General features: G+C 60.3%; 17 protein-coding genes. 10 read left to right on the forward strand and 7 right to left on the reverse strand.

Annotated elements, in window-relative coordinates:
- Positions 1-107 precede the first annotated feature (107 nt).
- Positions 108-2,282, reverse strand: coding sequence for an alpha-amylase family glycosyl hydrolase (locus C7S18_RS12650; RefSeq protein WP_106891917.1), 2,175 nt, complete (start codon positions 2,280-2,282; stop codon positions 108-110).
- Between the two features lie 181 nt (positions 2,283-2,463).
- Here C7S18_RS12650 and C7S18_RS12655 point away from each other — a divergent pair, with 181 nt between their 5' ends.
- The 7 genes from C7S18_RS12655 (at position 2,464) to ilvA (ending at position 11,019) form a co-directional block, all read left to right on the forward strand.
- A complete protein-coding gene (locus C7S18_RS12655) occupies positions 2,464-3,204 on the forward strand; it encodes a DUF6445 family protein (protein ID WP_146151905.1) in 741 nt (246 codons plus the stop codon).
- A gap of 520 nt (positions 3,205-3,724) precedes the next feature.
- Positions 3,725-5,368, forward strand: a complete 1,644-nt coding sequence (ilvD, locus tag C7S18_RS12660) for a dihydroxy-acid dehydratase (protein WP_106891919.1) — start codon at positions 3,725-3,727, stop codon at positions 5,366-5,368.
- A 25-nt stretch (positions 5,369-5,393) separates the two neighbouring features.
- A complete protein-coding gene (gene ilvC / locus C7S18_RS12665) occupies positions 5,394-6,422 on the forward strand; it encodes a ketol-acid reductoisomerase (protein ID WP_106891920.1) in 1,029 nt (342 codons plus the stop codon).
- A gap of 12 nt (positions 6,423-6,434) precedes the next feature.
- The gene (ilvG, locus tag C7S18_RS12670) at positions 6,435-8,108 is read left to right on the forward strand and encodes an acetolactate synthase 2 catalytic subunit (RefSeq protein ID WP_106891921.1); all 1,674 of its coding nucleotides are present in this window, start codon (positions 6,435-6,437) and stop codon (positions 8,106-8,108) included.
- A complete protein-coding gene (locus C7S18_RS12675) occupies positions 8,105-8,374 on the forward strand; it encodes an ACT domain-containing protein (RefSeq protein ID WP_106891922.1) in 270 nt (89 codons plus the stop codon). The genes ilvG and C7S18_RS12675 overlap by 4 nt, the downstream gene beginning before the upstream one ends.
- Before the next feature lie 105 nt (positions 8,375-8,479).
- Positions 8,480-9,454: a branched-chain-amino-acid transaminase gene (gene ilvE / locus C7S18_RS12680; RefSeq protein WP_106891923.1), complete on the forward strand. Its 975-nt coding sequence runs from the start codon at positions 8,480-8,482 to the stop codon at positions 9,452-9,454.
- Between the two features lie 11 nt (positions 9,455-9,465).
- A complete protein-coding gene (ilvA, locus tag C7S18_RS12685; RefSeq protein WP_106891924.1) occupies positions 9,466-11,019 on the forward strand; it encodes a threonine ammonia-lyase, biosynthetic in 1,554 nt (517 codons plus the stop codon).
- 234 nt (positions 11,020-11,253) lie between these two features.
- On the opposite strand, the gene C7S18_RS12690 is transcribed toward ilvA, so the two are convergent.
- The 6 genes from C7S18_RS12690 to pstS all read right to left on the reverse strand — a co-directional run bounded on the left by C7S18_RS12690 (position 11,254) and on the right by pstS (position 17,112).
- Entirely contained in the window at positions 11,254-12,381 is a 1,128-nt protein-coding gene (locus C7S18_RS12690; RefSeq protein WP_146151906.1) for a hypothetical protein, read from the reverse strand.
- A gap of 248 nt (positions 12,382-12,629) precedes the next feature.
- Entirely contained in the window at positions 12,630-13,343 is a 714-nt protein-coding gene (gene phoU / locus C7S18_RS12700; protein ID WP_106891927.1) for a phosphate signaling complex protein PhoU, read from the reverse strand.
- 10 nt (positions 13,344-13,353) lie between these two features.
- On the reverse strand, positions 13,354-14,130 hold the full coding sequence (gene pstB / locus C7S18_RS12705) for a phosphate ABC transporter ATP-binding protein PstB (RefSeq protein ID WP_106891928.1): 777 nt from the start codon (positions 14,128-14,130) through the stop codon (positions 13,354-13,356).
- Positions 14,123-14,983 (reverse strand): phosphate ABC transporter permease PstA, encoded by an 861-nt coding sequence (gene pstA / locus C7S18_RS12710; RefSeq protein ID WP_106891929.1) that lies wholly within the window; start codon positions 14,981-14,983, stop codon positions 14,123-14,125. The genes pstB and pstA overlap by 8 nt, the downstream gene beginning before the upstream one ends.
- On the reverse strand, positions 14,980-15,963 hold the full coding sequence (gene pstC / locus C7S18_RS12715; RefSeq protein ID WP_106891930.1) for a phosphate ABC transporter permease subunit PstC: 984 nt from the start codon (positions 15,961-15,963) through the stop codon (positions 14,980-14,982). Before pstC ends, pstA begins: the two co-directional genes overlap by 4 nt.
- 132 nt (positions 15,964-16,095) lie before the next feature.
- The gene (gene pstS, locus C7S18_RS12720; protein ID WP_170113254.1) at positions 16,096-17,112 is read right to left on the reverse strand and encodes a phosphate ABC transporter substrate-binding protein PstS; all 1,017 of its coding nucleotides are present in this window, start codon (positions 17,110-17,112) and stop codon (positions 16,096-16,098) included.
- Positions 17,113-17,651: 539 nt separating this feature from the next.
- Between pstS and C7S18_RS12725 the strand changes: the two genes are divergently transcribed.
- From C7S18_RS12725 to hflX, 3 genes are all read left to right on the forward strand, one after another.
- Positions 17,652-19,712 (forward strand): S46 family peptidase, encoded by a 2,061-nt coding sequence (locus C7S18_RS12725; RefSeq protein WP_106894014.1) that lies wholly within the window; start codon positions 17,652-17,654, stop codon positions 19,710-19,712.
- A 1,223-nt stretch (positions 19,713-20,935) separates the two neighbouring features.
- Positions 20,936-21,193, forward strand: coding sequence for an RNA chaperone Hfq (hfq, locus tag C7S18_RS12735; protein WP_106891933.1), 258 nt, complete (start codon positions 20,936-20,938; stop codon positions 21,191-21,193).
- 6 nt (positions 21,194-21,199) lie between these two features.
- Positions 21,200-22,501, forward strand: coding sequence for a ribosome rescue GTPase HflX (hflX, locus tag C7S18_RS12740; protein WP_106891934.1), 1,302 nt, complete (start codon positions 21,200-21,202; stop codon positions 22,499-22,501).
- Positions 22,502-22,549 lie beyond the last annotated feature (48 nt).

Raw genomic sequence — 22,549 nt, forward strand, 5'->3', positions numbered from 1 at the left:
CGGAAGTGCTTGATTCTGGAGCACTGAGTCCGGACATGTGCCGGACTCAATGCGGGTCTGAAAGTCCAGGATGGACTGATTCAAACCCTTCCCAGGCGCGTAGAACCTCAGTACTGCCAGGTCACATTGACATTGCCGACACCCGAGGCTGGCGTGGTCACGACATGATTCGCACCGGCCTCCCAGGTCACCGTGCCATCCGCCTTGATCCGAATGAACTTGAACTCGATCGATTTGCCTGCAGGCACGCCGACCGTCAGCCACCAATTCGGATACGTGGTCGGCGTCGTCAGCATCGCGCCCACCGCAACCGCCTTGTTCGTCGACCAATTACCAAGCTCAATCGTATTACCCGTGAGGTAGATGTTGTCGCCCGGGTTGGTCGGCGCCGCGTTGTTGATGGTGAACGTGACGGGCACCAGCTTCGCCTGATAGACATTGAAATTGAACGCGTTCGACGCGGTGCCGCTGCCACTGCGTGTTACGGTCACTGCGTAAGTGCCCTGAGTGACCGCGGGCACGGTCGCAATGATCTCCTGGTCCGACCAGGACGTGATGGTCGCGACCGTCGTACCAAACTTGACGCTGCCCGTCGCCGCACCAAAGCCCTGGCCGGTGATCGACACCTTCACGCCAGGTTGGGCATGCGTCGGCGTAACATTGCCCAGTTGCGCCGAACTGGTGCTGGGATCCGTCTGCCACACTGAAATGCTGTTGGCAGGCAAGGTCAGACTGGCCGCCTGAAAGCCGCCCGCAACCGCCGTTGACGATACGAGACTCTGGCCGCTGACAAGACCGGTCAGATAGTCGCTGTAAGTCCCAATTGGCAATGACGTCACGAGTCCACTCACCGCCTGACTGGCGTTGGCCTTGTTGATCGCCACCACGACGACACTGTTGTAGAACTTGCGCTCGAAGATGTACGTGTTGGCATTGATCCAGCGCTGCTGCGTCGAACCATAGGCCAAAGCTTCGTTCGCCCCGCGGAGGGTCGACAGTTTCTTGATCAGGTTGAACGCCGTCGTGGTTTCGTTGAAGGCCGGCATCTTGCGCCGGTTATCCGGATCGTCGCCACCTTGCAGATACTGCTCCGTTCCGTAATAGATGCACGGAATGCCGCGTGCGGTCAGCACGAACGCCAGGGCCGCATGCAGATGCTGCTGATCCTGCGCGCTGGTATCAACGGTCAGGAACCGCTTTCGATCATGGTTATCGACAAAGTTGACCAGATCGTTCTGATACGCAAAGTCAGTCTGCTGCTGATTGATCACGCCATCGAGCGCCGTGAACGAACCACCTTGGCCGAACACACTGTTGATGGTCGTGAATAGTGGGAAATTCAGTTCGGCAATGCCGCTCTTGTTGGTGAATTTCAACAAGTCGCCATACAGCGGGTTGCCGGAGTCGTCCGCCACCCACTCGCCAAAGATGAAGCTCTTCTTGTTCGTATAGATGTGATTGGCCAGCGTGTATTGCCAACCCCAGTTCACATGCTTGGTCGCGTCAATCCGAAACCCATCGACGCCATGCGTCTGCAAATTCTGGACCGACAACTTCAACAGATTGTCGACGGTCGCATTGGTTTGATTCAGGTCGGACAGATCATAGATCGTGTAGTACTGCGTCTCGTAAGGCGAGTCCCATTGCGCGCCGCCCATGTTCGGACCAGTCTGAAAGAAGTTGGCCGGATTGGTCGTGTAGTTCGCCTGGAACACGCCATTCTTGTTCAGCGTGCCGTTGTCGCCCGAGCCGCGCACGTTCGAGTGGTTCGGCGCGAAGTCAACGATGACCTTGATGCCGTTGCTGTGCGCCGTCGTGACGAAGTTGTCGAACGGCGTCCAGGATTGCGCGGCATCGGTGAAGTGCTCGTCTGGTCGCTCGGTGTCGCGCATCTCATAGCCGTGGTACGGCGCGGTCGAACCAGCAAGCGCGAGCAGATTGCGATTGTCCAGCGGCGAGGTCACCCAGATCGCGGTGACGCCCATGTTCTTCAGGTACGGGATCTTGGCCTGCAAGCCTTGGAAGTCACCACCCAAGTATTTCTGCAGATTGGTGCCCGTACTGTCGAACAACGGGTCGCTGGCATAGTTATTCGCGGTGCTGCCATCGAAGAACCGATCGACAAATACTTGATAGATCACGTCGCGGTTGTAGCCAGGCCGCAGCGCCTGCGCATCCACCGCACCCGTTCCGATAACTACCAAGGCAGCAGCCAAGCCAATCGCAGACAAACGACAGCCATTCACGCGCTCTGTCGGCGCGCGTTCTTTAGTGTTTAACATGAGTCCTCCCAATGAATCTGGTATGCGTAGGTCGCTTTTCTGTGCGCGACTTGGTCATCGCTCCCGACGATGGCCGCATTTCACGGCGAACGAAGCCTAGGTTTTGTCACACGGATTCACAATGGCTCTGCAAACGTATTCAACTTCCTGCACGTGATCCGCCGCACGATTCAAAAACGGATTGAACACCAAACGCGGCACACTATCGCTCATGCTGAATCCGAATCCACGCATCCGGGCCGTCCCGTTGTTCGATGACCAGTATTGCTGGGTCATCGACGACGCGTTGCTCGAACCCGAGCGTTGGCGCGACAAAGCGATCCAACACGAACGCGATTTTCAGCGACTGGGTGTGAACGCCTACCCCGGGCTTGAGCTCAGAATGCCCGACGCAATTGGTGCCGCGTTTTGTGACTACTTTCTGCAACATTTCCGATCCGGGCTCGGCGCACGTCGCTTGATCCGTGGCTACGCCCGACTGGCGCTCGTGACGGATCCACCCGAACGCCTGAGCCCGGTGCAATGGCTGCCGCATCGTGATCGATTTGATCTGCCCGCACACGAACTGGCGGCAGCCTCTGTCCTATATCTGTTTCCTGACGGGCACTTTGGCGGCACCAGTTTCTATCGCCCGAAGCAAGACTTGATCGCGACGCAGCGTCTGCTCATGGACGCCGCGCGACTGCCCGTGTCGGATTTTCAGCAGCGCTATGGGCTGTCTGCCGGCTATATCGGCGATGGCAATGATTGGTTTGAACGGATCGCGGTGATTCCGCCCCGTTTCAACCGGATGATTTGCTACGACGGGGGCTTGTTCCACTGTAGTGACATGCGCCCCACTGACGTTTTGAGCCCCGATCCGACCGTCGGCAGGCTGACCCTGAACGGGTTCTACCTTTGCACGAAACGCCATTCAGTCTAAGGAGGGTCTGAAGAAGTCCATCCTGGACTTTCAGACCCGCAATGAGTCCGGCACGTGTCCGGACTCATTGCCCCAGAACCAAGCACTTGCGTGCTTGATTCTGGGCGGGCCATCCATGGCCCGCATCGCCTCTGAACTTGTTCAGAGCCTCCCTAACGCGATCAGGCGGCCATTATCCGCGCAGATATCTCCAAACGTTCTGTGATCGATCGTAAACGGGCCCTTGACTTGCCAATCGGACCTCCGATAGCTTCGAACCCATGATGAACTTTCAAGCCACCTCAATGAAGTCGATCCGCACTGCAAGCGCAGTGGCGGCTTCCATTGAGCTGGCTGTCAACGCTGCCCTCAACGCAGCGCTTATTATTGTAGTAGTACTTATTACGCCCTCCACGGTGCGGGATGAGTGCTTGACCTGATTTAGCAACAAGAAACCAGGAATCCACGAAAACCCCCGCACCGGCAACGGTAGCGGGGGTTTCGGTTTTCTGGGTTCTGAAAAACCTTAAGGACCGATTGAATGCGTAGTGACACGATCAAAAAGGGACCAGACCGGGCACCTGCTCGCGCGATGTTGCGAGCCACCGGCCGGGACGATGCCGCGATGGCCAAGCCGTTCGTGGCCATCGTGCATCCATGGTCCGACGTGTCGCCGTGCAATTTCACCCTGCGCGCCCTGGCGCAGCATGTGCGCAAAGGCGTCGAGGCCAACGGTGGCACGGCGTTCGAGTTCAATACGATCGCGGTGACCGACGGCATCAGCATGGGCACGCCGGGCATGCGCGCGTCGTTGATCTCGCGGGAATGGATCACCGATTCGATCGAATTGGCGGTGAATGGTCACCATCTCGATGCGATGGTGGTGCTGTGTGGCTGCGACAAGACGATCCCGGCTGCAGCCATGGCGGCGGCGCGCCTGAACATCCCGACCGTGGTGCTGTATGGCGGCACGATCGATCATGGCTTGCATCACGGCAAGCCCATCACGATTCAGGAAGTGTTTGAAGCGGTGGGCGCGCACGCTGCCGGCAAGATCGATGAGAACGAATTGCACGCGGTCGAGAAGGATGCCTGCCCAGGTGCCGGCGCCTGCGGTGGCCAGTTCACCGCGAACACGATGGCGATGATCCTGACCGCGCTCGGTCTGTCGCCGCTCGAAGTGAATGATCTGCCAGCCTTGCACCAAGACAAGAACCAAGCCGCGTTCGATTGCGGCAAGCTGGTCATGGATTGCTATCAACGCGGATTCACGGCTCGCCAAGCATTGACACCAGCAGCGTTCCGCAACGCGATGCGCATGCTGGCGGCGACCGCAGGCTCCACGAACGGCGTGCTGCATCTGCTCGCCATCGCGCACGAAGCGGGTGTGACGCTGGATCTCGCCGACTTTGATCCGATCTCGGCATCCACACCGGTGATCGCCGATCTGAAACCCGGTGGGCGCTATACCGCGGTGGAATTGAGCGCTGCGGGCGGCACGGCACGCGTGGCCAAAGTGTTGAAGGACGGTGGTCTGCTTGAAGATCACCCGACGGTCGAGAACGCGTCGATCTTTGCCGCACTGGATGCCACCGAGTTGGGCGAACAACCAGAGCCCGTCGTGCATCCAATCGCGAGCCCGGTGAAACCGCGCGGCGGATTCGCGATCCTGAGTGGCAACCTCGCGCCGGAAGGTTGCGTCGTGAAACTGGCTGGTCATGGCCGCATGCGCCACGAAGGCCCGGCGCGTGTGTTCAATGGCGAACCCGCCGCATTTGCCGCACTGCAGGCCGGCAAGATTCAAGCTGGCGATGTGGTCGTGATCCGTTATGAAGGCCCCGCCGGCGCGCCCGGCATGCCAGAAATGCTGGGCGTGACCGCCGCGCTGATTGGTCGGGGTCTGGGCAGCGATGTCGCGCTGATCACCGATGGTCGTTTCAGTGGCGCAACGCATGGCCTGATGGTCGGCCATATCTCACCCGAAGCCGCCCGCGGCGGTCCGCTCGGGCAATTGCTGGACGGCGACACCGTGATCATCGATGTCGAGAACCGCCGTCTGGACACAACGGCTGATCTTGGCCCGCGCCCCACCACGCCATTCAACCCGCGCGCCCAGAGTGGCGTGCTTGCCAAATACGCCCGTCTGGTCAGTTCGGCCAGTCGTGGTGCCATCACCGAAGCCTGATCGACCCATCCACCGGAGAACCCCCATGACGTCGCAAAACACCCCACTCAAACAACAGCGCATCGCCGTCATCGGATACGGCAGCCAAGGTCGCGCGCATGCGCTCAACCTGCGTGACTCCGGCTTCAACGTGATCATCGGCGCCCGCCCGAATGGTCCGAGCTTCCAGAAGGCCCGCGCCGATGGCTTCACCGTGACCGATCCGGCGAATGCTGCTGCCGAGGCCGATCTCGTCGCGCTGCTGACGCCCGATATGCAACAGCCACAAGTGTTTGAGGAAGCGATCAAGCCGAATCTGCGTCCCGGCGCGGCCCTGCTGTTTGCCCATGGCTTCAACGTGCACTTCGGGCAGATCAAACCCGAGGCAGTGTGGGACATCATCCTCGTCGCGCCGAAAGGCCCGGGCGCTTTGGTTCGCCGCGAATATGAAGCCGGCCACGGTGTGCCTTGTCTTGTTGCCGTCCACCAAGACGTGTCCGGCCAAGCCCTGTCGCGCGCTCAGGATTACGCGCACGGCATCGGCGGTGCGCGCGGTGGCTTGATCACCACGAGCTTCGCGGAAGAAACCGAAACCGATCTGTTTGGTGAACAAGCCGTGCTCTGCGGCGGTGTCACTGAGCTGGTCGTGCGTGGTTTCGAAACGCTGGTCGAGGCCGGTTATCAGCCGGAAGTCGCCTATTTTGAATGCATGCATGAGCTGAAGCTCATTGTCGACCTGCTGCACGAAGGCGGCATGGCCAAGATGCATCAGTTCATCTCCGAAACTGCGCAGTACGGCGATCTGACCCGCGGCCCGCGCATTGTCGATGCCGACACGAAGGCGCGCATGAAAACGATTCTGGAGGAGATCAAGACGGGCCAGTTTGCCCGCGAATGGGTCGGCGAATACAAGTCCGGCAATCAGCAGTATCAGGCCCTGAAGGAAGCCGATCTGAAGCATCCGATCGAGCAGGTCGGCGAGAAGCTGCGTGCCCGCATGCCGTGGCTGAACCCGGCCCAGCGTGCGAAGGCCGCTGCCGATGCCGCCCAGAAGAAAGCCGCCGCGACGGCCTGAGCAGGAGCAGACATGAGCGAGTCGACTGACATGATCAAGACCGGTGCCGAATGGTTGATCCACGCCCTCGAACGTGAGGGCGTAGACACCCTGTTCGGCTACCCGGGTGGCGCCATCATGCCGGTGTACGATGCGCTCGTAGGCAGCAACCTGAAGCACATCCTGGTTCGCCATGAACAAGGCGCCGCCCTCGCTGCGGTGGGCTATGCCCGCGCCAGTGGCAAGGTCGGCGTGTGCATGGCCACAAGCGGTCCCGGCGCCACCAACCTGGTGACCGGGATCGCCGATGCGTTCATGGATTCGGTGCCGGTGGTTGCGATCACCGGCCAAGTGCCATCCCATTTGATGGGCACCGATGCGTTTCAAGAAGTGGATGTGTTTGGCATCACGCTGCCGATCGTCAAACACAGCTTTATCGTGCGCCGCCCGGAAGACGTCTGCGCCATTGTGCGTGAGGCGTTTGCGATTGCGTTGGAAGGTCGCCCAGGCCCCGTGCTGATCGATCTGCCGAAAGATGTGGCCGTGGGCCGTGGCCCGGAGAAACCCTGTCAGCGCGAATCCAAGCGCCCGGTGCCACCACGTTTAGATGCGATCCAGAAAGCCCGCACGCTGATCCGCGACGCGAAGCGCCCCGTGCTGTATATCGGCGGCGGCGTCGGGATGGCGAATGCCGAAGCATCGATGAAAAAAATGTTCGAGGCGACCCGCATTCCGGCCGTCTGCACGCTGAAAGGTCTGGGTGCGATGGATGCCCGCGACCGTCTGTACCTGGGCATGCTCGGCATGCACGGCAACCCGGCGGCAAACTTCGCAGTGCAGGAAGCCGATCTGCTGATCGTCGTTGGTGCGCGCTTTGACGACCGCGCGACCGGCAAGCTCGACACGTTCGCACCGCGCGCCAAGATCATCCATCTGGATGCCGATACCGCCGAGATCGACAAGCTGCGTCACGCCGATGTGGCCCTCCTCGGCGATCTGAACAAGAGCCTCGAAGCCCTCTCAGACAGCACAACAATTGCCGACTGGCAGACGCGTTGCCAATGGCTGAAGTCGCAGCATCAGTGGCGCTATGACGCCCCCGGTGGGGACATCTACGCGCCTTTGCTATTGAAGCAATTGTCCGACCTCGGCGGTCCCGGCATGATCGTCAGCTGCGATGTCGGCCAGCACCAAATGTGGGTCGCGCAACACTGCACGTTCTCGCACATTGCCAATCACCTGACCAGTGGCGGCCTCGGCACCATGGGCTTTGGCCTGCCCGCAGCGATCGGCGCGAAGCTGGCCCGGCCTGACGCGCAAGTCGTCTGCGTCAGTGGTGACGGCTCGATCATGATGAACATCCAAGAACTCGCCACGCTGTATCGGTACGGCATTCCGGTCAAGGTCATCGTCATCGACAACGCTGGCCTCGGCATGGTCCGGCAGTGGCAGGAACTCTTTTTCAACCAACGCTTCAGCGAAGTGGATTTGTCGGACAACCCGGACTTCTCTGAGCTCGCGCGCGCGTTCCGGATTCCGGCACGCACCATCGACCGGCGCGAACAAGTGCTGCCGGCACTGAAAGAACTGTTGGAAGACCAAGGCAGCCGCCTGCTGCATGTGCGCATCGACGCCAAGCGCAACGTCTGGCCTTTGGTTCCACCTGGCAAATCCAACGCTGACATGATCGAGGAGCACGCCCCATGATCCGCCAACAATCCATGAGAGTCCTGCTGCGTCGAAGCGAAGGCGCCTTGCTGCGCCTGATCGGCACGGTGCAGCGCCGTGGCTTTGAAGTCACCGACATCGCCACACACGCGCAGGATCATGATTCCTGGCTCGTGATGTTGAAAGTCGAATCAAATCGCGAGCTCAGACTCTTGGAACGCCAAGTCGAGAAGCTCTACGACGTGATCGAACTGATCGAAGAAGCACCCCGCTTCGAACACCCTGCCCTGGCTGCGTATGCCTAAGTTGGGTCTGAATCAGTCCATTCTGGACTTTCAGACCCGCATCGCCTCTGAACTTGTTCAGAGGCTCCCTAAGCCCCGAATACGAAAATCAAGAGAGAACCCATCATGGCCCACAAACCCTCACAACTGATCTGGCACAACGGTCACTTCGTGCCTTGGTGGGAAGCCAAAGTGCATGTGCTGACTCACGGTCTGCACTATGGCTCCTCGGTGTTCGAAGGCATTCGCGCCTACGCGACCGACAAAGGCGCGGCGATCTTCCGCTTGCGCGATCATGTGGAGCGGCTGTTCGAATCCGCGCGCATTCATCGCATGCAGATTCCCTATAGCCAGGACGATCTGTTCGACGCATGCAAGCAGATCATCCGCGTCAATCGCTTGACCAATGGTGCCTACCTGCGTCCGATCGTGTTCCGCGGCTATGGCGAGTATGCGCTGGCACCGTCGCCACAGTTGCCGATCGAAGTGGCGATTGCCGCCACGGAAATGGGCGCGTACCTCGGTGCCGAAGGCTTGGAGCGCGGCGTTGATGCGTGCATTTCATCGTGGCAGCGCCCGGCCGCCAATACCTTTCCGACGATGGCCAAGGCGGGCGGAAACTACCTGAACTCCTCGCAGATCAGCATGGAGGCGCAACGGCACGGTTACCAGGAAGGCATCGCGCTGGGTACCGATGGCATGTTGAGCGAAGGTGGCGGCGAGAACGTGTTCCTGGTGAAAAAGGGCGTGCTGTACACACCGCCGACCAGCGCTGCGATCCTGACCGGCATCACCCGTGACACCGTCATGACGCTCGCGCAGGAACTCGGCTATGAAGTGCGCCAGCAAACCATGCCGCGCGAAGCGCTGTATGTCTGCGATGAAGCCTTCTTCACCGGTACTGCCTGCGAAATCACCCCGATTCGTTCGATCGATGGCCTGACGATTGGCAATGGCAGCCGCGGGCCGATCACGCACGAGCTGCAGGATCTGTTCTTTGGCCTCGTCAAAGGCAAGTTGGCTGATCGCTTTGGCTGGCTCGATTATGTCGGCGGTGGCGAGATCGAAGTCGAGCACGATCTGCATTCGGCCCTGGCCTGATCAGCCCGCTCATGAGCGAACTTCGCCACGCCGAACCAAGACCGCATGCCAGCAGCGAGCCCTATCTGCATCGGGTGCTGCGCGCACAGGTTTACGACGTGGCCGAAGAAACCCCATTGGAGCGCGCGCCACGCCTGTCCAAGCGACTCGGCACGCTGGTGATGCTGAAGCGCGAGGATCTGCAACCGGTCTTCTCTTTCAAGCTCCGCGGCGCCTACAACAAGATGCGGCAACTCAGCACTGCGGAGCGGGCGCGCGGCGTGATCTGCGCGTCGGCGGGCAATCACGCGCAAGGTGTGGCACTCGCGGGCCGCAGGTTGGGTGTACGCGCGGTCATCGTGATGCCGCAGACGACTCCGCGCATCAAGGTGCAAGCCGTGGCCGACTTGGGTGGCGATATCGTATTGTTTGGCGATGATTTTGACGCGGCGTATGCGCATGCGCGCGAGCTTGCCGAGCAACAGGGCCTGAGCTTTGTGCATCCGTTCGACGACCCGGATGTCATAGCGGGCCAGGGCACAATCGGCATGGAAATCGTCCGCCAGCGGCCGGGGGACGAGGTCGATGCGATCTTCCTGCCCATTGGTGGCGGTGGCCTTGCTGCCGGCGTTGCCGCCTACGTCAAGGCGCTGTATCCGCACATCCAGATTATCGGCGTCGAGCCTCGCGATGCCGCCTGCATGAAAGCTGCGCTGGAGCATGGCGGACCGGTGCGTCTGCCGCGAGTCGGTGCATTTGCCGACGGCGCTGCGGTGCGCGAGGCCGGGTCGGAGACGTATCGCTTGCTCGCGCAGCATCTGGATGATCTCGTGTTGGTGGATACGGACGAAATCTGTGCCGCCATCCAAGATGGTTTTGAGGACACTCGCGTGCTGCTTGAGCCCGCTGGCGCGTTGGCGCTCGCAGGCCTGAAGCGTTATGTGCACGAACACGGACCCTTCGAGCATGCAGCAGTAGCGGTGCTGAGCGGCGCCAACATGAATTTCGATCGGCTGCGGCATGTTGCCGAGCGGGCTGACCTGGGCGCCGAACGTGAGATGCTGCTCGCCGTCAGCATTCCAGAACGACCGGGCAGCTTCCGCGAATTCTGCGCGCTGCTCGGGCAGCGCTCGGTCACTGAGTTCAACTATCGCTATTCGGAGTCCGAACGCGCGCAGATTTTTGTTGGCTTGGGGATCGAGCCCAATAGCTCGGACCGCCGGCAGCTATTGGAGAACCTCCGCCAGGCAGGCTTCCCCGTTACGGACATGAGCCAGAACGAGATGGCCAAATTGCATGTCCGTTACATGGTGGGTGGACGCGCGCCGAACCTGGGTGATGAGCGACTGTTCCGTTTCGAGTTCCCCGAACGCAAAGGCGCCCTGCTCCGCTTCCTGGATGCGATTGGCAGTCGCTGGAATATCAGCCTGTTTCACTATCGCAATCACGGTTCGGACTACGGCCGCGTGCTTGCTGGCATACAAGTTCCTGATGCCACAGCGACCGAGTTTGCGGAACACTTGCAGGCGCTTGGCTACGCCTGGACGGAAGAGACGGACAATCCGGCGTATCGGGCATTTTTGTAGGGTGCCGATCAGCGATTTTCGCAACGATGCAGTCTGGCAAGTAACCCTCTCCCCGGCCCTCTTCCACTTGCGTGGGAGTCCAGCCGCCCCTTTGGTGCGCTTATTCGTGCATCAAACTATCAGCGACAATGCGCAATTCTTACAACGGCGCAGTTTCGCAAGTAGCCCTCTCCCCAGCCCGCTTCCACTCGCGTGGGAGCGGGAGTTGGCTCCCGCACGCTCGGCACGGCGCTATCACCGCAAATTGCGGGCATTGGCCCACCAGGACACGATCAGCAAGTCAGCACCAGCCAAGAGCACCGCGGCAATCAGCGTTGCGAACCAGGCATTAGCGAGAAACGCCGCCAGGGTCACCGCTGCCACGACAAAAGCCACCCAGAAGCCATGCAGCGCTGGCACTGGGAGCGCGATGAGTCGACGCGTCCACGCGTGAAACGGCGTGTTCGGATGCCAGAACGCCAGAACGAGGTTCAACGCGAGCAAGGGCGCCAACCAAGCCATACCCAGATTGATGCGCACGCGGAAATCAGGTCGATAGGATGCGCACTGCGCCGCGGCCTCCTGCCACTCCTGGTCGTAGTGCCATTCCCCCGCATAGATGTTGCGCGCCACAGGCATGCGCTCATTGCCCCAATTCACCAGAATCGGCTCGGGGCCGAAATCAGAAACTTGCTTCTCCCCAATATAGGTCACTGCTTGCGCCGGCACGTAAAACCAAGCCACGCGCACCCAGTCATCGTGTCCGTAGTAGACCCCGGGCTCGCCCGCGCGCTCGACAAATCCCTGCTCGGTCAGCAGCGCCTGTGCTGGGGCAGTCAAGCGCATGGGCAATTCCTGCAATGCCAGCTGATCACTGTCGTACATCACAAGGTCGCCAAACTGTTTCGGCAGATCTCCAACGATTTCCGACTGTAATGGCGCGCCGCCAAGGCGTGGCGCCAAAGGCGAGTCTGCCAGTGGCCACCAGGTGTCATACGCGATGGTGGTGGATTGGGGTGTGGTGCGCCGCCCGCCCTGGTAGCTCGGCGTGGTCGTTCGAAACTCAGTCTTTCGAGTCTCTACCAGTCGACGCCACCGAAAGCCGCGCTCAGGGATGACAAAGTCGTGGTCGCTGAGCTCGGGCGCATCTTGGGGTGGTGCCAACCAACCGTTGACTTGCAGCAGGCTGCCGTTCGGTTGCTCGGCCACTTGATTGGCTGCCACGATTTTGAGTGCCTGACGCGCAACATCAAAGCGCCCACAATCCTCAAGCGTGGGTTGCGCCTGATACAAGACGGCCGCAACCGCAACCACAATCGCGCCAATCGCTAGCGCACTGACGATCTGCTGGGACGTACCGCCTGTCTGTTGCATGCCGGCCAAGGCCGCCCTCCTCTATGGACACCTTGCCACCTGAACATAGCGGCAACGTTCCAACCAGGCAATTGCAGCAGCGACTCTTGGCTAAGGAGGGTCTGAATCAGTCCATCCTGGACTTTCAGACCCGCAATGAGTCCGGCACATATCCGGACTCATTTCCCCAGAATCAAGCAATTGCGTGCTTGATTCTGAGCGGGCCATCCCTGGCCCGCATCGCCTCTGAACTTATTCAGAGGCTCCCTAAAAGCCCACTATTCGTCGGCGCGTGACTCAGCCGTGTGATCCGCCTTCTCGCGCCCGCCGCTCAACATTTCGCCGTTAACGAGGAACCACACCGACTCGCAGATGTTGGTGCTGTGGTCACCAATCCGCTCGATGTCCTTGCCGAGGAACATCAGCTGCGTGCATGCCGTGATCTTCCGCGTGTCTTCTGCCATATAGGTCAGCAGACCGCGAAACAACGTGGTGTACAGCGCATCGATTTCGGCATCGCGGGCGCGAATATGCATGGCCTGCTGATCGTTGCGCTCGCGATACGCGCGCATGGCTGCTTCCAGCGAGTCGAGCGCCATTTGCGCCAGTGGCAGCATGCCAGCGGTGATCCGCATCGGCTCGGCTGCGCTGATCACTTTCGAGCGCTTGGCAACGTTGGCCGCATAGTCGCCAATCCGCTCAATGTCGGCCGACACGCGCAGCGCGGCGTAGACCTCGCGCAAATCTCGCGCCATGGGTTGGCGCAACACCAGCAGCTTGAGCGCATCGTGTGCAACGATCCGTTCCAGCTGATCAATCTCGTGGTCACGGGCAATGACCTGGTCGGCGGCCGGTTCATCACGATGCTGCAGCGCGTGCATCGCGGCGCGCAGTTGCTCGGCTGCCAACTGTCCCATGCGGGCGATTTCGGCATTCAGACGAGCGAGTTCGCTGTCGAAACTCTTGACGATGTGGTCGTGGGTCTGATTCATGACGCGCTCCTCAGCCAAAGCGGCCGGTGATGTAGTCTTCGGTCTGCTGCTTGGTGGGCTTGGTAAAAATCGTCTCGGTCGTACCAAACTCGACCAACTCACCCAGATACATGAACGCCGTGTAGTCCGAGCAGCGGGCCGCCTGCTGCATATTATGCGTCACGATGAGAATCGTGAATTGCTGTTTGAGTTCGGCGAACAACTGCTCGATCTTGCCAGTGGCAATCGGATCCAGCGCCGAAGTCGGCTCGTCGAACAGAATGACTTCTGGCTTCAGCGCCACGGCGCGGGCAATGCACAGGCGCTGCTGCTGACCACCAGACAAACCAAGAGCACTATGTTTCAGCTTGTCCTTGACCTCTTCCCAGAGCGCGGCCTGGTGCAGGGCTTGCTCGACGCGAACGGCCATGTCGGACCGGCTCAGTTTCTCGTAGTGACCGATGCCGTAGGCGATGTTGTCGTAGATCGACATGGGAAACGGTACCGGCTTCTGAAACACCATGCCGATCTTGCTGCGCAGACGGTTCATCGAGTAACCCGGCGCGAGAATGTTCTCGCCATCGAGCGTGACCTCGCCTTCGGCCCGGAGCCCTGGATAGATCGAGTAGATCCGGTTGAACACACGCAGCAAGGTGCTCTTGCCGCAGCCAGACGGGCCAATCAGCGCCGTGACCTTTTTCTCGGCGACGTCAAGATTGATGCCATCCAGCGCGCGCGCCTGCTGGTAGTAGAAGCTTAAGTTGCGGGCCGCGAGTTTGGCCGGCACTGCGGGGTTGGTCTCAGTCATGGCTGGTCTTGTTTTTCAGAATCAGGAGGCGTGCGGTCACGCTGATCAGGAGCACAAATGCGGTCACCAGGAGAGCGCCCGCCCATGCCAGCTGCTGCCAGTCCTCAAACGGACTCTTGGCATACTCATAGATCGTCATCGGCAGATTGCTCATCGGCGCAAACGGCGACGTGCTCCAATACTGGTTATTGGTATTGGTGAAAATCAATGGTGCCGTCTCGCCGCTGATACGCGCCAAGCCGAGCAGCACACCGGTCGTGATGCCAGAGCGCGCAGCGCGATACAGCACTTGCGTGGTCACCTTCCACTGCGGAATGCCGAGCGACAGCGCGGCCTCGCGCATTTGTGTCGGCACCATGCGCAACATTTCATCGGTCGTCCGGACCACAACGGGCAGCACAATGAAGCCGAGCGCGAGGACACCGGCGAACATCGAGAACTGCTCCATGGGGCGTACCACCAGGGTGTAGACGAACAAACCCAGCACAATCGATGGGGCCGACAGCAGAATGTCGTTGACGAACCGGATGGTCGCGCCACGGCGCGTGTAGTTAGCATATTCAGCCAGGTACGTGCCGGCCAGAATGCCAAGCGGCGTCGCCCAAGCGACCGCGCTCAGACAAATGAGCACCGTGCCAACCAGGGCGTTCGCCAGGCCACCCGGCTCGCCGGGCGGCGCAGTGGGCAAGAGAAACAGATGCGGGCTCAGCGCCGCTGCGCCCTTGCTGATCGTGGTCCACAAGATCCAACAGAGCATGGCGAGACCGAACAGCGCTGCAGTCCCCGACAGCACCAGCGCCACGACGTTGACCAGGCGCCGCCGTCGATAGATACGTTCCGCTTGCCGACTCATTTCTTGCCCTCCCAGCGCGACATGCCGCGCAGCAGCAGTTTGGCGAAGCTCAGCACGACAAAACTCACGACAAACAACAGGAAGCCCAAACCGAGGAGCGCCGAGCGATGCTCGTCGGCAAAGGCTTCGGCAAATTCATTGGCGATGGTCGCCGAGATCGAGCTACCCGGTTCCATCAGCGAGCCGAGACGGTTGGCATTGCCGATCACGAACGTCACCGCCATCGTTTCGCCAAGCGCGCGCCCGAGCCCGAGAAATACGCCGCCAATCACCGCCGAACGGGTGTAGGGCAGCACGATGTCCCAGACGACTTCCCAGCGCGTGGACCCGAGCGCGTAGGCGGATTCCTTCAGTCGGTTTGGAACCGTCTGAAAGACCTCGCGCATGATCGAGCTGATGAATGGAATGATCATGATGGCGAGCACGAAGCCGGCGGTCAGCAAACCAATGCCAATCGGGATGCCCTGAAACCAACTGCCGATGATCGGCCAGGTACCGACTTCATCGATGAGCCAGGGATACACGTACTCGCCGAGCCACGGCACGAGCACAAACAATCCCCACATGCCGTAGATGATCGACGGAATCCCCGCAAGCAACTCGATCGCCGTTGCAACTGGCGTACGAAGCCAGGTTGGCGCGACTTCGGTGAGGAACAAGGCAATTCCAAAGCTGACCGGCACCGCAAACACCAGCGCAATCAGCGACGTCAGCAAGGTCCCGACAATCGGCGCCAGACCGTGGAAGATCAGATTCGCCGGATCCCAGAAGTCGGTGGTGATGAACTTCAGCCCCTGGGCCTTCAGTGCGGAACTGCCACCGAGGAACATCACCGTCAAGGCGCCGGCCAGCGCAATCAACACGAACCACGCGGCACCGCCGGTGACGGACTTGAATAACCAGTCGTGCCGCTGGTCGCGCCGGGCCCGGTCAGCCGGGGGGGCGCGTTCGCTTGGAGTTGCAGATCCCTGTTCAGTCATGGCTCGTGCTCGTCAACAACGGTCGGATTCGGATGCACACAAATTCAGTAAGCCGAAATCGGGAGGGCGTTTCCGCCCCCCCGATCGAAGATCGACGTTCCCAGAGTCGCGCTTCCGAACCTGTGTCTAACCTCAGTACTTCAGATTGGTTGCCCAGTATTGTTCGATCTGCGCTACCAACGTGTCTGGCAGGGGCACGTAGCCAAGCGCCTTGGCCGACTCGTCACCCGACGCGTAGACCCACTTGAAGAACTCGATCGCCGCTTTGGCGTCGTCGACCTTCTTGGGCGATTCCGACATGAGGATGAAGTTGGTTGCCGCGATCGGCCAGGACGCCTTGCCCGGAGCGTTCGTGATCACCAGGTAGAAGTCCTTGGCATTAGCCCAGTCGGCGCTTTCAGCAGCGGCCACGAAGCTGTCGAAGCTCGGCTGCACAAACTCACCGTCGGCATTCTTCATCGATGTGTACGTGAGCTTGTTGGTCAGCGCGTAGCTCAGTTCCACGTAACCGATCGAGCCTTGAATCTGCTTGACGTAAGCCGCGACGCCTTCGTTGCCCTTGCCACCGAAGCCACCCGGCCAGCGCACGGCCGTGCCCTCGCCCACCTTGGTCTTCCATTCCGGCGACAGCTTGCTCAAATAGTTGACGAAGTTGAACGTGGTGCCCGAGCCATCCGAGCGGTAGATCAGTCGGATCGGTTTGGCCGGCAGGGTCACGCCCGGGTTCAGTGCCTTGATGTCGGCGTGATCCCACGTGGCCACCTTGCCGAGGTACATGTTGGCAAGCAGCTCACCCGTCAATTTGAGTTGGCCGGCGTTCACGCCCGGCAGATTGACTACGGGCACCACGCCGCCAATTACCGATGGGAACTGACGAAGCTTATGGGCGGCTAAGTCTTCCGGCGTCAGGGGGGCGTCGGACGAACCAAAGGCGACCGTATTGGCCTTGGCCTGGGCGATGCCACCACCCGAGCCGATGCTCTGGTAATTGATCTGGTTGTTCGTGGCCTTCTTGTATTCCGAGGACCATTTTGTCATCGCCGGAAACACAAACGACGCGCCAGCGCCCGTGATGCTGTTGGCGGCATGTGCCGGGGCATTGAGGGCGATCGCCGTTAGGGCGGCAAACAGCCATTGCTTTGCAAACATGTGATTGCTCCATTTCAGAATGAGGGCATTCTGCGCCGCCGATATGACAGCGATATGACACGAGCAAGTCTGTGTCGACGAAGCTGTGGCGGCACTTCGCTTGGCGGCTGCTGCTCGGCAGCATTGGCGCCCAACGACGACACGGAACGGGTCTGGCTTTACTAGGCGACCACAATGACGGCCCGCCGCAGGCAAAGCGTTGGAAATGCGTGGGCAGGTGGCAGTCGCGGCCAATCGTGCGCGCTGCCACCTGCATACCTCACCCATATCGGTCTATCTGCCGATGACGAGGCCGGCCACGCCCCGAGAGTGTGTTGTTGCCGAATGACACAATCGTGACGCTCACATGACATGTTTCGCACGATTCGGGTCAGCCTTTGGCATAGGAGCGGTGGTTTGCCTGCGGATATGCTTTCGTACTTTGGCGGCAAAGTCGTTCTGTCCTGGAATCCAACCCAGCGTATTCACACTGGGAGCAACCTGCACAGCCCGAACTCGTCCCATTCCCCACGCCATGCATGCTGCACGAGGTCCGTCCGATGTTGAAGAACACCACCCTGAGTCTGCTCCTTTGCCTGCCTGGTTTTGCGCTTGCGGCAGAAGGCATGTGGACTCTGGACAACTTGCCACGCGCCGACCTTGAGCAGGCGTACCAGTTCAAGCCCGACCAAAAGTGGCTGGATCATGCCCGCCTTGCGTCGGCACGCCTCGCCGGCGGCTGTTCGGGCTCTTTTGTGTCGCCCGAGGGGCTGGTGCTGACCAACCAGCACTGCGTGATTGGCTGCGTGTCCGATTTGTCATCGCCCGAGCATGACTACGTCAACAACGGGTTTCTGGCCAACAAGCGCCAGGACGAAAAGCAATGTCCGGGTGCCGAAATCAATCGCCTCGAGTCCGTCTCAGACGTCACCGGGCGCATTCTGAAGGTCACGAACGGCTTGACCGGCAAGGCATACAATGATGCCAAGAAAGCGGAACAAAGCCGGATCGAGTCAGAGTGTGTCGCAGGCGCTGCGAACACCGTGCGCTGCGACCTCGTGGAGTTGTACCAAGGCGGCGTGCAACACCTGTATCGCTACACCCGGTTCCAGGATGTGCGCCTGGTGTTTGCACCGGAGTACCAGGCGGGCTTCTTCGGTGGTGACCCCGATAATTTCAACTTCCCGCGATTCAACCTCGACATGGGGCTGTTGCGGGTCTACGAAAACGGCAAGCCGGCTCGGATCAAGCATTACCTGCCGATCAAGTCGGCGGGCGCGGAACCGGGCGAACTGGTGATGACCTTGGGTCACCCAGGCTCCACGCAGCGTTTGCTGACCGCAGCGCAGTTGGAAACACTCCGGGATGTGATGCTGCCGTTTCGCCTGATGATTGGCTATGAGTATCGCGGTCTAGTGACCCAATTCGCGTCAGAAAGCGCCGAGAACGCCCGGATCGTGCGCTCGGACTTGACCAATATCGAAAACGGTTTGAAGGTACGCAGCGGTCAGTTCAAAGCGTTACTGAATACTGAAGTGTTGACCAAGAAACGCGCCGACGAAGCATCGCTGCAAGCCTATGTCCAGAGCGACGCGGCCCGCGCGGCGCAATTTGGCAACCCTTGGGCCGACATTGCGGCAGCGCAGGCAATCGCGCGCCAGAGCGTCGTGCGGTACCAAATGATCGAAGGCGGCCTGGGCTTTGCCTCGACTCATTTGAACTACGCCAAGTCCTTGATGCGCGCAGCCGACGAACGCCAGAAGCCTGACGGCGAGCGCCTGCGTGAGTTCGCTGAGGCGGGTCTGCCTGCTGTAGAAGCACGCTTGCTCGCCGACGTACCGGTGTATCCGAACTACGAAAAGCTAAAGCTCGGGTGGTCGCTGACCAAATTGCGCGAACGCCTGGGCACGGATCATCCGTTCGTGCAGCAGATTCTTGGCAAGAAGTCGCCGCAAAAGCTCGCCGCCGAGATCATCGAAGGCAGTCATCTGGCCGACCCGAAAGTGCGCAAGGCCTTATGGGAAGGCGGTCAGGCTGCCGTAGCGGCGAGTCAAGACCCAGCCATCATGTTGATGCGTGAGATCGATCCGGTCGCCCGCCGCTTGCGTGCCGAGTACGAGACCGAAGTGGAGTCGGTGGAGAAGCGTGCCGCCGAGCGCCTCGCCGCAGCACGTTTTGCCCAAAAAGGCACCACTGTTTATCCCGATGCCACCTTCAGCCTGCGCCTGAGCCATGGCGTTGTCCGCGGCTTTGATGAAGACGGCGACACGATCGCCCCGTTCACAGATTTCAACGGCCTGTACCGGCGCGCCACGGCCGACGAGCCATTCAATTTGGCGCCACGCTGGACGGCTGCACAGTCCAAACTCAACTTGGCAACGCGATTCAATCAGGTCACCACGAATGACATCATCGGCGGCAATTCTGGCAGCCCGTTGTTGAACGCGAACGGCGAGATCGTAGGCTTGGCGTTCGACGGCAATATCCACTCACTGGGCGGTGCGTATTTCTACGACGAAACCCAGAATCGCACCGTCTCGGTTCACCCGGCCGCAATTCTTGCCGCGTTGAAGACGGTGTATGGGGCTGACAAGGTGGTCAAGGAACTGACCGTTCGGTGATGGGTTGATGAGGCAGAAGCCACGCCGGCAGCGCGTCAAACTATTTTCCCGAGTCGGAGGTAGCGCTCAGCCTACTCGCCGTCGTGCCAACGAAAGCTGGCATCCATTTCGACTGTCGCACACTGGTCACCTCAAAAAATCGATTCCAGCTTTCCAGGTTGTGTGAAAACGGCTTTGGCGGCCGCATTCATGGCGCCTGACGCCATCGCAAGGGGCTTACTCTGTTGTCGTCATCCCGACGAAAGTCGGGACCCAGAATACTTGCGGCACCGCGGCCAGATTGCCCTGGGTCCCGACTTTCGTCGGGATGACGGCAATGAGGTGGCGCCGCAAACTCCAACCGTTTTCACACAGCTTGTTTCGCTGGAATAACGATAAGGACAGTGCCTTGGGTGATGTTTGATTAGAGTCCAGCCGCCCCTTTGGTGCGCTTATTCGCGCATCAAACTGTCAGCGGCGATGCGCGATTTTCGCGACGGCACAGTGTGGCAAGTAGCCCTCTCCCCAGCCCTCTCCCACTCGCGTGGGAGAGGGAGCCGGCTCCCTCCCCCGCGATCGCGGGGGAGGGCTGGGGAGGGGGCTACTTGCGGTCAGAATCGTTACCATCCGAAATTTATTGGTTCGCAAAACCAATGGGTTACGTCGTGTTTGATGAGAGAGCGCTGGGGAGCGCGCTGCAAGTGATCAGCAAGATCAGTTGGCTCGAATTGCCAGTTTCTGAGAAAACAATGGGTTATCTTGTGTGTGATGACCGGGGCGGTAGGCCCAAATCAATCGTGCAACAGCACCGGCTTGCATCGAACAGCCCTGCCAAACAACCGGTCACCGCCCTGCCCCGTTACTCCGACCTGAGACGGAGACACTTGGACTCGGAAACGCCGGGGCAACTGCTCAATTCGGCCTCCCAAAACGCTGCCCCACATCGCCAATTTGCACGGAAGTAGCTGATTCCAAAGCTTTCGGGCGAAAGCCCAACCGCCGCCGCACAACGACACCACGTGCTGAATGGCAGCCCCCCGATCCACGCAAACCATGGGTTCTATGGCCCGAAAGTTGGCCTTATTTCGGCACTGATTTTGAGCCACAATGGCCGGGTCTTGATTTCCTGGGGCGCGTAACCAGATTTGCCCCAAGACTTTCCAAGCCCAGTGCCGCTTCACCCCGGTCTGGTCTTTTTCCGGCGCCCGTTGCGCCATCAGTTGTCTACAAGCTGGAGCATAAAAATGTCGAAAGGCCAATCGTTGCAAGACCCTTTCCTGAATGCCCTGCGCCGCGAACGCGTGCCAGTGTCGATCTACCTGGTCAACGGCATCAAACTGCAGGGCACGGTCGAATCTTTCGACCAATTTGTCGTGCTGCTTCGCAATACGGTCAGCCAGATGGTCTACAAGCATGCCATTTCGACCGTTGTGCCATCCCGCAATGTGCGCGTAGGCGGGCCAGACCACGGCGATGGCGGGCCGGAGTCCGGCGAGGGTTAATTCGCCTTGGATTTCTTTCATCGCGCTCGCGGTGGCGAGCGGGCCCTCCTGGTTCAGCCCGTGGGCGCCCATACAGACGACTCGGCCGCTGCCGAGTTCGAGGAGCTTGCGCGCTCCGCTGGCGCGTCGGTGCTGGGTGTCATCACTGGCCGCCTGGATCGACCGAATCCCCGGTTTCTGATCGGCACTGGCAAGGCGGACGAAATCCGCGACCGGGTTGAAGCCGAAGGCGCCGACCTCGTCTTGATCAACGCCACGCTGTCACCCGTTCAGGAGCGCAATCTCGAAAGCCATTGCAAATGCCGCGTGGTCGACCGCACTGGACTGATCCTGGACATCTTTGCGCAGCGCGCGCGCTCGCACGAAGGCAAGCTGCAGGTGGAACTGGCCCAGCTGAAGCACTTGGCCACGCGCTTGGCCGGCGGCTGGACCCATCTGGAGCGCCAGCGAGGCGGCGCGATCGGGCTGCGTGGCCCAGGCGAGACCCAACTTGAGCTGGACCGCCGACTGCTGTCCGAGCGCGTCAAGATGCTGGAGTCCCGACTTGAAAAGGTTGAGGTGCAGCGCCAACAGGCGAAACGGCGTCGTGAGCGGCAGGCCGTCCCGGTCGTCACGCTCGCGGGCTATACCAATGCCGGCAAGTCAACCTTGTTCAATGCGCTGACCGAAGCCGACGTGTATGCGGCTGATCAATTGTTCGCGACGCTGGATCCAACCCTTCGCAAGTTGGAAGGACTCAATGCCGGTGACGTCTTGTTGGCCGACACGGTCGGCTTTGTTCGCGATCTGCCCCATGATCTGGTGGTGGCGTTCCGGTCCACCCTGTCGGAAGTCCGCGATGCCGATCTGATCCTGCACGTCATCGATGCCTCCGACCCCGAGCGCGACGCCAGAATCGAGCAGGTCAACGCCGTACTCGCCGAAATCGGCGCTGCTGACGTGCCGCAGATCCTCGTGTTCAACAAGATCGATCTGGTCGATGGCCTTCGCGCCAAGCGTCATCGTGCGAGCGATGATTTGCCTGAGCGCGTGTTGGTCAGTGCAATGGGGAATCAGGGCTTGCCGCTGTTGCGAGCGGCGATCGATGACTTTCTCAGCGGCGAGCGAATCAAGAAGCAGCTCAAACTCACCCACAGTCAGGCCCGTCTGCGTGCGCGTCTGTTCGATGCGGGCGTCGTTGCTCACGAAACCATCACAGAAACGGGCTGGACCTTGAAGATCGAAGCCCCGAAAGCGCGACTGACGCCGCTGCTCGGCCTTGCCGACGGCGACGGCATTTGGCTTGGCAAAGCCTTGAAATTGGACTGAGCCGCCCGCATAGCTGCAACGAATGCGGGCGCCGCGGTTCAGATTCAC

Origin of the sequence: Ahniella affigens (genome assembly GCF_003015185.1) — a bacterium.
GTDB lineage: Bacteria > Pseudomonadota > Gammaproteobacteria > Xanthomonadales > Ahniellaceae > Ahniella > Ahniella affigens.

Excerpts from the sequence above, each read along its gene's own strand:
- C7S18_RS12650 (WP_106891917.1), bottom strand. The coding sequence starts at position 2,282 with ATGTTAAACACTAAAGAACGCGCGCCGACAGAGCGCGTGAATGGCTGT.
- ilvD (WP_106891919.1), top strand. The coding sequence starts at position 3,725 with ATGCGTAGTGACACGATCAAAAAGGGACCAGACCGGGCACCTGCTCGC.
- ilvC (WP_106891920.1), top strand. The coding sequence starts at position 5,394 with ATGACGTCGCAAAACACCCCACTCAAACAACAGCGCATCGCCGTCATC.
- ilvG (WP_106891921.1), top strand. The coding sequence starts at position 6,435 with ATGAGCGAGTCGACTGACATGATCAAGACCGGTGCCGAATGGTTGATC.
- C7S18_RS12675 (WP_106891922.1), top strand. The coding sequence starts at position 8,105 with ATGATCCGCCAACAATCCATGAGAGTCCTGCTGCGTCGAAGCGAAGGC.
- ilvE (WP_106891923.1), top strand. The coding sequence starts at position 8,480 with ATGGCCCACAAACCCTCACAACTGATCTGGCACAACGGTCACTTCGTG.
- ilvA (WP_106891924.1), top strand. The coding sequence starts at position 9,466 with ATGAGCGAACTTCGCCACGCCGAACCAAGACCGCATGCCAGCAGCGAG.
- phoU (WP_106891927.1), bottom strand. The coding sequence starts at position 13,343 with ATGAATCAGACCCACGACCACATCGTCAAGAGTTTCGACAGCGAACTC.
- pstB (WP_106891928.1), bottom strand. The coding sequence starts at position 14,130 with ATGACTGAGACCAACCCCGCAGTGCCGGCCAAACTCGCGGCCCGCAAC.
- pstA (WP_106891929.1), bottom strand. The coding sequence starts at position 14,983 with ATGAGTCGGCAAGCGGAACGTATCTATCGACGGCGGCGCCTGGTCAAC.
- pstC (WP_106891930.1), bottom strand. The coding sequence starts at position 15,963 with ATGACTGAACAGGGATCTGCAACTCCAAGCGAACGCGCCCCCCCGGCT.
- pstS (WP_170113254.1), bottom strand. The coding sequence starts at position 17,112 with ATGTTTGCAAAGCAATGGCTGTTTGCCGCCCTAACGGCGATCGCCCTC.
- C7S18_RS12725 (WP_106894014.1), top strand. The coding sequence starts at position 17,652 with ATGTTGAAGAACACCACCCTGAGTCTGCTCCTTTGCCTGCCTGGTTTT.
- hfq (WP_106891933.1), top strand. The coding sequence starts at position 20,936 with ATGTCGAAAGGCCAATCGTTGCAAGACCCTTTCCTGAATGCCCTGCGC.